The organism is Siphonobacter sp. BAB-5385, assembly GCF_002261125.1.
In the GTDB taxonomy this organism is placed as follows: Bacteria; Bacteroidota; Bacteroidia; order Cytophagales; family Spirosomataceae; genus Siphonobacter.
This window is the reverse complement of sequence record NZ_NMPS01000167.1, coordinates 1-410: the sequence shown is the minus strand read 5'-3', so window position 1 is coordinate 410 and position 410 is coordinate 1. Positions and strand designations below refer to the sequence as shown.

General features: G+C 51.2%; 1 protein-coding gene. It reads right to left on the bottom strand.

Going from position 1 to position 410, the window contains the following annotated elements; translation table 11 throughout:
- On the bottom strand, positions 1–410 hold a 410-nt coding region (locus BWI93_RS16500; RefSeq protein WP_217902292.1), incomplete at both ends, for a hypothetical protein.

Below are 410 nucleotides of genomic sequence, written 5' to 3'. Positions count from 1 at the left end.
GTCTTTAAATCGACAGCCTGATTACGCACGAGTTTCAGCTGGCCATCGCGGTCGGCAGTCGTTTCGGAGGTCGCCGTCTGCACTAAATGCCAGTGTACCTTTAATTCGGGAAGATCGTAGCCCTCATCCGAGTAGCCCAGATCAGAGGGGCGGGTCAGAAACAATCCCCAGCTTGCCACCCACAACCAGAATTCACGCTCCTTGTGTGGATGAATCGTCAGGTTGTTGGCTTTGGTGGAATCACGCTTGAAAAACCGCGTTAGGGCCTGCCCTGTATCCATGATGCCTAAGAACCCCGCGTAGTGAATGAGTTCTTTAAACTTATTGGGGGATGGCGTTGCCGTACACACGTAACGGTAGGGTACCTGACCGAATTTATCTAAAAACTCCTGATAGGTTTTTGAGCCGTA